The sequence below is a fragment of the Sulfurihydrogenibium yellowstonense SS-5 genome (genome assembly GCF_000173615.1).
Classification (GTDB): Bacteria; Aquificota; Aquificia; order Aquificales; family Hydrogenothermaceae; genus Sulfurihydrogenibium; species Sulfurihydrogenibium yellowstonense.
Genome location: NZ_ABZS01000060.1, coordinates 1 through 8667 on the forward strand (window position 1 = coordinate 1; position 8667 = coordinate 8667).

Here is an 8667-nt window from a genome sequence, read left to right on the forward strand (position 1 = left end):
TAAGTGTATCCATCCCTTCTGATGCTCTTATTAAAGCCATTTTTTTATCTTTAAATGTATCTATGTTTTTTTCAAAATATACTTTAAGCCCTTCTGCACTGAAGACTTCCGGAACGATTATATCTTTATATCCAAGTTTTTCTAAGTATTTTGCTGTTTTTTCTCCAACAGCTATGATTTTTTTATCAATCTTTGAAATTTGAGAAAAGAAATACTTGACTGCATTTTTACTTGTAAAGATTAAATATTCATAATCTTCAAGATTAAGATTTTTAATTTCTACCGGCTCAAATCTGATTAATGGAAAAGATATAGGATTAAATCCTGCTTTTATGAATAAATCTTTTACTTCTTCAAAACCTGACGCTTCTCTCGTGATGATTATGTTTTTCATTGAGATTCACCTTTTGGTATTAAAAATATTGCATCGCTTTCTTGAATTTCAAAATCATCTTCCGGATTTAAGATTATTTTTTTATTTCTTTCTACTGCAATCGGTAAATAGCCATCTTTTCTAACGATTTTTATAATCTCTCCGAAAGTTTTATAACTTCCAAGTTCTCTAACTTTTACTTTTTGAATTCCTGTCTCTGCATCTAATAACGTTTCTATCAAGCTTGTCGCACCCGGATTTAATAAACTTGAGAACATTATCTTTCCTACTATCTGACCATGAACCAAAACTTCCCTTGCTCCAACCCGTTTTTTAAAAATTTCTGCATCTTCATCCAAAAGAACTTCTATATAAAGTTTTACTGTTGGATTAAGCGTTCTAATAAGCATGCCCGCTAAAGCTGTTCTTGCATCTATATCTCTTTCGGATAGATTTGGTAGCTTTTCACCGACGATGATTACATCTGAAGCATTTTCTATTCCAACATCTAAAAGATTTTTTTCTAAGATAAAATCTCCTTTTTTATAAAGGATATATTTTGACAATTCTATTCCTAAGTCTTTTTTATCATAGTTTGTTAAAAGCACAACAGGTTTTTCTTTATCTATATCACTTTCCATTATTTTTTCAAGGATTTCTTCAGATGTTTCGTTGTATCCACAAATAACTATATGGTCTTTTAAATCTCTCATGACTACCTCTCCTTCCTTCAACTCTAAAAGTCTGTTTATAAAAGAAACAGAGAAACCCGCTGTTAAAACTGATACTAAAATAACATTAATAATTACCATTAAAGATGCTGCAATCTTTCCTACATCAGAAATAGGAACTATATCTCCATATCCAACTGTAAAAGATGTTATGATACCCCAGTAAACGGCCGCCCAGATACTGTCAAAATTTTTATTCCCTGCGTTATGCTCATAGATGTATGTTAAAAAAGAGAAGAAAATAATATTTACAAACAAACTTGAAAAAGTAAATGTAAAGACAAAGCTGTTTTCTTTAAACGCAAAAAAGAAATTTCTAAATGCAGAAGAGTATCTTAAAAGTTTTAGCAGTCTAATTAACTGGAATATCCTAAGCATTCTTAAAGGTCTAAAGATTGGCAATATTGCAAGAAGGTCTATGATTGAATAAGGCTTTATCATCCACTTAAGCTTTGGTTTTAAAGCATATAAAAAGGCATTAAAATATACTTTTAAATTTCTTTGTTTATGTTCAGTTAAATAATCTTTAAAATCTTCTGTAAAATCAGAAACAACCCACCATCTAAGTATGTATTCTATCAAAAAGAAAAATAATGTAAACTCTCCAAAGTCTATAAGAAAATCATGCAAATCTTTGGGAAGCTTTTCTCTTTTTGGAGATATTAATAGAAAAACCGTGATTGAGGATGTTAAAACTAAAAAAATTGCAAAGACAGAATAAATATGATTTAGAGAATTTCTATCATTTTCTAAAAGATTGTATAAAAAAAGCTTGAATCTTTTTACAAATGTTTTGTGATTTAATCTTTTTCTTTTTAACTTAAGCATTACGTTTCCTTATAAAGGTGAGACGTGAGAGGCGAGACGTTAAATGCTTTTCACCATCTCACCATCTCACTATCTCACTTATTCACTTTCTCACTTACTCACCTACTTATTTACCTTCCACCCCTAACTAAAGATAATCCACCGTCAACTACTATAGTTTGACCTTGTATCCATCTTGCATCCGGAGTGCATAAAAATCCAACTACACCGGCCAAATCTTCTGGTTGCCCCATTCTACCAAGTGGTGTTAGTTTGATTGTTCCTTCTTTAACTTCTTCATAGTTCGGGAAAAGCTGGATTGCTTCTGTATCTATTGGTCCACCGGATACACAGTTTACATTAATTCCCATTGGACCAACTTCTACCGCTAAGTATCTAACAAGCGTTTCTAATGCTGCCTTTGCCGAGCCGTGTATTGCATAATTTGGCATATAATCCCTTGTCCCGGTTGATGAAATAGCTATAATCTTTCCTTCTCTTCCTTCCATAAGCTTAACGGCTCTTTGAGAAGACCATATAAAACCAAAGGTTGTAATGTTGTATATTCTTAGAGTGCCTTTTTCTTTAAGTCTTAAAAATGGTGCAAAACCACCGATTACTTCTCTTCCTGATGCTACTGCGTTGCTTACAAAAATATCTAAGTAGCCAAATTTTTCTGTGATTTCATCAAATACTCTGTCAATCTCTTCCTTAACTCCAAAATCTCCTTGAACTATATAAGACTTTCTTCCAAGCTTTTCTATTTCTTGTTTGACTTCTTCAGCCTTTTCTTTGTTTTTATAGTAATTAATAATTACATCGGCTCCCATAGAAGCCAATTTTAAAGCTATTGCTCTTCCAATTCCTCTGCTTGCTCCTGTTATAAATGCTAACTTTCCTTCTAAAACCATATCAATCCCCCTTTATGAGAAATTTCTTAATTTTTCAAGAACTTCATAGCCTTTTTTATTATAAATAGTCTCTTTTGCCAAATCTATTCCATCTTTTATAGAATCTACAAGACCTATAACTTTTAAAGCAAATGCTGAATTTAAAGCCACAAAATCTGTTTTTGAAGAATAATCTTTGCCTTGTAAAATACTTAAAGCAATCTCTTTATTACACTCTACATCTCCACCTTGAATTTCAAAAATCTCAGCTCTTTTTAATCCAAAATCTTCCGGTTTTACTGTATAAAAGTTTATATCAGATTCATTAATCTCTCCAACATAAGTTTCTGCTGTGATAGATACTTCATCTAACCCATCTAATCCATGGACTACGTAAGCTTTTTTTACTCCAAGATTTTGTAAAACTTTTGTTAGTGGTTCAACTAAGGATTTATCATAAACACCCATCACTTGATAATTTGCATCAGCAGGATTTGAAAGTGGTCCAAGAATGTTAAAAATTGTTCTAACGCCTATCTCTCTTCTTTGTTTTATTACATTTTTCATTGACGGATGGAACAATGGAGCAAACATAAAACCAAGGCCTATTTCTTCAATCTGCCTTGAAACTTCTTCCGCTGTAAGCTCTATTTTTATTCCCAAAGCTTCCATTATATCTGCACTTCCGCATTTTGAAGAGATAGACCTGTTGCCATGCTTTGCAACTTTACCACCTGCTCCCGCCACAACAAACGCCGATATTGTAGACACATTAAAAGTGTTTAACCTATCTCCACCTGTCCCGCATGTATCAACAAGTTTACTTTTATCTTTAACTACAACTTTAACAGCTTTTTCCTTCATGATTCTTGCTGCTGTTTCTATTTCAAGAATAGACTCTCCTTTCATCTTCAAGCTGATTAAAACAGCTCCAATCTGTGCATCGGTTAGATTACCTTCCATTAGATTATCAAAAAGATAGGTCATCTCTTCTTTTGTTAGGTCTTGTCTTTCTGTAAGTTTTTTTATAATATCTTTAATCATCACTAACTCCAAGATTAAAGCTTCTTCTATGGATTGGAGTAATGCCGAATTTTTTTATCTCTTGATAATGTTGTTTGGTTGCATAACCTTTATGTTTATCAAAAGAGAAGTTCGGATATTTTTCTTTATACTCAATCATTATTCTATCTCTAACTACTTTCGCAATTATACTTGCTGCTGCTATTGTATGAGATATTTCATCTCCTTTGATTAAAGGCAAGTGATTTATACTTTCATCTAATTTTACAAAATCAACTAAAGCTATATCCCATTTTGATTTTAAAGATTTTAGATTGTTTTCCATGTATATTTTTGCAGCATTTGATATTCCAAGCTTATCTATTTCTGTATTTTCTATGATGGTAATATTTATTTCTTCAGCGTAATCGTGAATTTTTTCAAAGAGATACTCTCTTTCTTTTTCTGAAAGACCTTTTGAATCACTATGTATGAATGGTTTTTGATGCTTAGGAAAAATGACTGATGCAATAACAAGAGGACCGGCTAACGGTCCCCTTCCTGCTTCATCTATACCAACAATTTTTTCATAACCTTGACTAAAAAGTTCTTTTTCAACATTACCCATTATTTTCTTTAGAAGCTTGAGATTCTGCTTGTCTTTTCTTGATTTCCCATTCTTTAAGCTCTTTAATTTTAGCAGCTTTACCTTTGAGATTTCTGATGTAGTAGAGTTTAGCTCTTCTAACTTTACCGCGTTTAACCACTTCTATTTTTTGAATAGATGGACATGCTATTGGAAAAATTCTTTCCATTCCAACGCCGTAAGAAACTTTTCTAACTGTAAAAGTTTTCCCCGTTCCGCTGCCTCTAACTCTTATAACTAAACCTTCAAAAATCTGCGTTCTTTCTTTTTCACCTTCTTTAACTTTTAAATGAAGTCTTACAGTATCTCCTACTTTAAATTCAGGAATGTCTTGTGGTAAATATCTTTGTTCAATTTCTCTAATTAATTGGTGCATAATTCTTCCTCCGCTGAAAAATTTTAAAGAAATATTATAGCACAAGAAATTTATTTTAAACATTATGATATGAAATGTGAGAAAGTGAGAGGTGGGGCGTTTATAAAGTTTATCTTTTAACCTGACACACTTCACTCATAAATTCTTTCGTCATCCTGAAGCCGAAGGCTAGGATCTAATCTTTTAATGTTTTTTAAAAAACATATATTCTTTACCGATAACAGAATGGCAAAAAGGCAATATCATTCTTCTCTTATCTTTGCTGTAAAAGTGAAACGCTTATAAAAACTTATTACATATCGCTCATTGCTTCATCTTTTCTCGTTGACCTGTATATTCTCCATAATTAACTTAATAGCTTCTTCTTCTGGCATTGGTTTTGAAAAATAAAATCCTTGCAGATAATCAGCTCCAAGCAAAGATAAAAGTTTTACCTGCTCCTCTGTTTCTACACCTTCAGCTATTGTCTTTAATCCAAAATCTTTTGCTAATCCAATTATGAATTTTACGAGCGATAAGTCTTGTCTACTTCTTGCAATATTCCTTACAAACGACATATCTATTTTTAGTATATCAATAGCTAAATCTCTTAAATATGTTAAAGATGAATATCCCGTTCCAAAGTCATCTATCGATATTTTTATGTTTGGATTTAAATCTTTAATGTCTTTAAATATCTTCTTAGATTTTTCTATATCTTTTATGACATTTCTTTCTGTGATTTCTATTACTAAGTTATTCTGAGTTTCTATTGACAGAGATTTTAACCTTTCAATAAAGCTTTTATCTGATATTTCATCTGATGTTAAGTTTAATGAGTATCCAAGTAATCCTTTTGGTGATATGTTTAGAGATATTGTTATATCTTTTTTATCATTCAAAGAGTTAAATTTTTTTATCTTTTGAGAAACTTCTTCTAAAGCCCATTCTTCAAATTTTGTGATATATTTGCTGTTTTCAAGATAATCTATAAACTTTATAGGTGGATAAACAGTTCCATTTTCGTCTACTATCCTGATTAATGATTCAAATCCTGCTATTGAAAAGTCTTCTGATTTAAAGTATGGCTGGAAGTAAAATTTAAATAATTTCTTATCAAATGCTTTTTCTACAATCTTTTCAGCTTCTAAATATTCTTCTAATTTTTTATTTAACTGTGATTCATAGAATTTTATTACATTTTCTCCTTCTTTTTTAGCTGTGTTTAAAGTGAGAACAGCGTTATTATAAAGCTCTTCAAATGTTTGACCATCTTCATTGTATAAGACAATCGAAGCATTATAAGAAATATGAATTTTGCCTTTGGAAGTATTTAAATCTTTATCTAAAGCATCTCTAATCTTATAAATAAGCACTGATTCGTTTTTTATATTTGTAATAAGTATTGCAAACTTATCACTTCCAATTCTGGCTACATATCCGTCCGGAAATTCTTTTTTTAGATTTTTTGCTACTTCTTTTAAAATTTCATTGCCTGTTTCCAATCCATAAGAAGAATTAATTACAGACATGTTATAAATGTCTATCAATATTAATCCAAATTTTTTGTATAGCTTGTTTATAATCATCTCTGAAACTTGAATTTTAAATGATATAAAATTTGGAAGCCAGGTTAAACTATCATAGTACTTATATTTTTCTATTTCCTCTGAAAGCACCTTCTCTTGTGTTATATCTTTTCCAACGGAAATAAATTTAAGCGTTCCATCTTTTAGTTTAATTGGATAGATAGTTTGGTCTATATAAATTAGTCTTCCGTCTTTTGTTTTATTTACAAACACTGACGAAAATGGTTCGCCAGATAATATGGTATCCCATAATTCTTTGTATAATTTTATATCCTGCACTCCAGATTTAAATATTCTTGGATTTTTACCAATTATTTCTTCTTTTGCGTATCCTGTCAAATCTATAACATACTGATTTACATACTCTATTGTTCCATTTGAATCAGTGATTAAAAGCCACATTCTTGAATTATCTACAGCCTTTCTTAAAAGTATATTTTCTTTATCTTTTTCTACTTTATTTAAAGCAAAGGATACATCTTGTTTAATTTCTTCAAATAAAGTTAGAAATTCTTTGTTGAAGATAAAAGGCTTTGTTGAATAGATATTAATTACTGAATAAACCTCTCCATTTTTTTCTACTGGAATGGATATTGATGAATATATATCTCTTTTTAGAAGCTCATTTTTCCATGGAGTTATATATTCTGACGTTAATGTATTTTCATTTATAATAATTCTATTTTCTCTGTAAGCTCTTCCTGTTGGACCTCTTCCTTCCGGCAGGTCTTCTCTAACACTTACAACTAAATTATCTACATATCCATCGTCTTCACCATACTTACATACTGGCTTGATAAAATCTCCTTCTCTCTTTCCAATCCATACAAATTTAAAGCGATTTTTTTCTACAAGAATTTCACATATTCTTTGAAATAATTCCTCTTCTGTTTCTGCAGATATAATTAACTGATTAATATCTTTTAAGCTTTCTATAAGAATCCTTTGTATTATTAAGTTTCTAACTATTTTTCCAAGTTCATGATATTCTTTAAGTTTATTGATTTCGTCTTGAGAAATCTCTTCTAAATCTAATTCTTGGATAAATGTAATTATATCGTTGGAATTCTTTTCATAGAATTCTTCTGATACCAAAAAGTAATGGCTTGCATCCAAATTTATTTCTTCTATGATTTTTAATTTATCTTTAATTTCTTGACCTAATTCATCATAATATTCCTTAAATATCACTCCGGCATCAACTTTTTCATTTAACAAAGAATTTATGATTTCATCAAAAGATTCATATAAAATAACTTCTTTATTATAAAGACCTGTTTTGTTTAAAATACAATAAGAACTAAGTTTATCAACTATTGCTATATTTTGGAAATCCTTTTGATTATTCAAACTAACTAAAAGAAATTTATCGTAATGACCTTTAAATCTTCCTATAAGTTTGTAATTTTTTTGTAAAAGAATTAAAGCAACATCAAAGTTTGCATAATACATATCTGGCTTATTATCTACTGATATTAATGCTTCTTCTTCGTAGAAGTTTTTATAGGGTTTAAAATCTACTTCTTGTTTAAAAATTTGCTTTATTTTTTCTGAGATTTTAAGCCACTTTGCTAATCCTTCTTCTGTACCATGCGGACAAACTCTAAAGGTAATCATAAACCTCTTCCTTTATATTAATATAATTACATTTATATTAACATATAATACCACATATACCATTTATCCCATAAATAAGTAAATTCTATGATAATTTATAATTTCTTAACTTTAACAAAACAACAAGTCATGTAATAAATATATTATCATACAACTTTACTCGTCTTTATTTTACAGCAACTTGAGTTTATCTTAAAGGAATAAAACAAAAAATTTAGTATTATAAAACTTTACCAATCCAAATTTAAAATTCCTAAGAATATTCCAATTACAAAGCCTAAAACTGCTCCATTAAATCTTATCCACTGTAATTCATCCCAAGAAGCTTTTTTAACTGCATCTATAAACTCTTCATCTGATATGCTTTCAAGTCTTTTCTTTATTAAATCAACAATAAAATCGTGATTCTCCAATATAATTTTTGTTATTTCTTCTTTAAGCTCGCTATTTAAAGATTTTTTTATATTCTCATCATCTTTAATCTTTTTTAAAAGCTCGTCAACTATGCTTTCTAAATTTTTGTCTAAATACTTAGCTAAAAACTTTTCTGCAAAATCATAAAAAGCGGTCTTTACAAAAGCTCCCAATGGAAGTTCTTTAAACTCTTCAAGATAATCTTTTTTTTCTTTTATTTTTCTCTCAATTACAGACTTTAAA

Annotated in this window: 8 protein-coding genes; all 8 read right to left on the bottom strand. The window is 29.7% G+C overall.

Annotated elements, in window-relative coordinates:
- Positions 1–394 (bottom strand): uroporphyrinogen-III synthase (locus SULYE_RS03585; RefSeq protein ID WP_007546589.1); only part of this gene is annotated, 394 nt, incomplete at its 3' end.
- On the bottom strand, positions 391–1932 hold the full coding sequence (locus SULYE_RS03590) for an ion transporter (RefSeq protein WP_007546590.1): 1542 nt from the start codon (positions 1930–1932) through the stop codon (positions 391–393). The genes SULYE_RS03585 and SULYE_RS03590, both read right to left, overlap by 4 nt.
- 110 nt (positions 1933–2042) lie before the next feature.
- Positions 2043–2822: an SDR family oxidoreductase gene (locus SULYE_RS03595; RefSeq protein WP_007546591.1), complete on the bottom strand. Its 780-nt coding sequence runs from the start codon at positions 2820–2822 to the stop codon at positions 2043–2045.
- Between the two features lie 12 nt (positions 2823–2834).
- Positions 2835–3845 (bottom strand): anthranilate phosphoribosyltransferase, encoded by a 1011-nt coding sequence (trpD, locus tag SULYE_RS03600; protein ID WP_007546592.1) that lies wholly within the window; start codon positions 3843–3845, stop codon positions 2835–2837.
- Positions 3838–4431 (bottom strand): ribonuclease HII, encoded by a 594-nt coding sequence (locus SULYE_RS03605; protein WP_007546594.1) that lies wholly within the window; start codon positions 4429–4431, stop codon positions 3838–3840. Before SULYE_RS03605 ends, trpD begins: the two co-directional genes overlap by 8 nt.
- On the bottom strand, positions 4424–4825 hold the full coding sequence (gene rplS, locus SULYE_RS03610) for a 50S ribosomal protein L19 (protein ID WP_007546596.1): 402 nt from the start codon (positions 4823–4825) through the stop codon (positions 4424–4426). The genes SULYE_RS03605 and rplS overlap by 8 nt, the downstream gene beginning before the upstream one ends.
- Positions 4826–5136: 311 nt before the next feature.
- Positions 5137–8010, bottom strand: a complete 2874-nt coding sequence (locus SULYE_RS03615; RefSeq protein ID WP_007546598.1) for an EAL domain-containing protein — start codon at positions 8008–8010, stop codon at positions 5137–5139.
- Between the two features lie 230 nt (positions 8011–8240).
- On the bottom strand, positions 8241–8667 hold a 427-nt coding region (locus tag SULYE_RS03620), incomplete at its 5' end, for a DUF445 family protein (protein ID WP_007546599.1).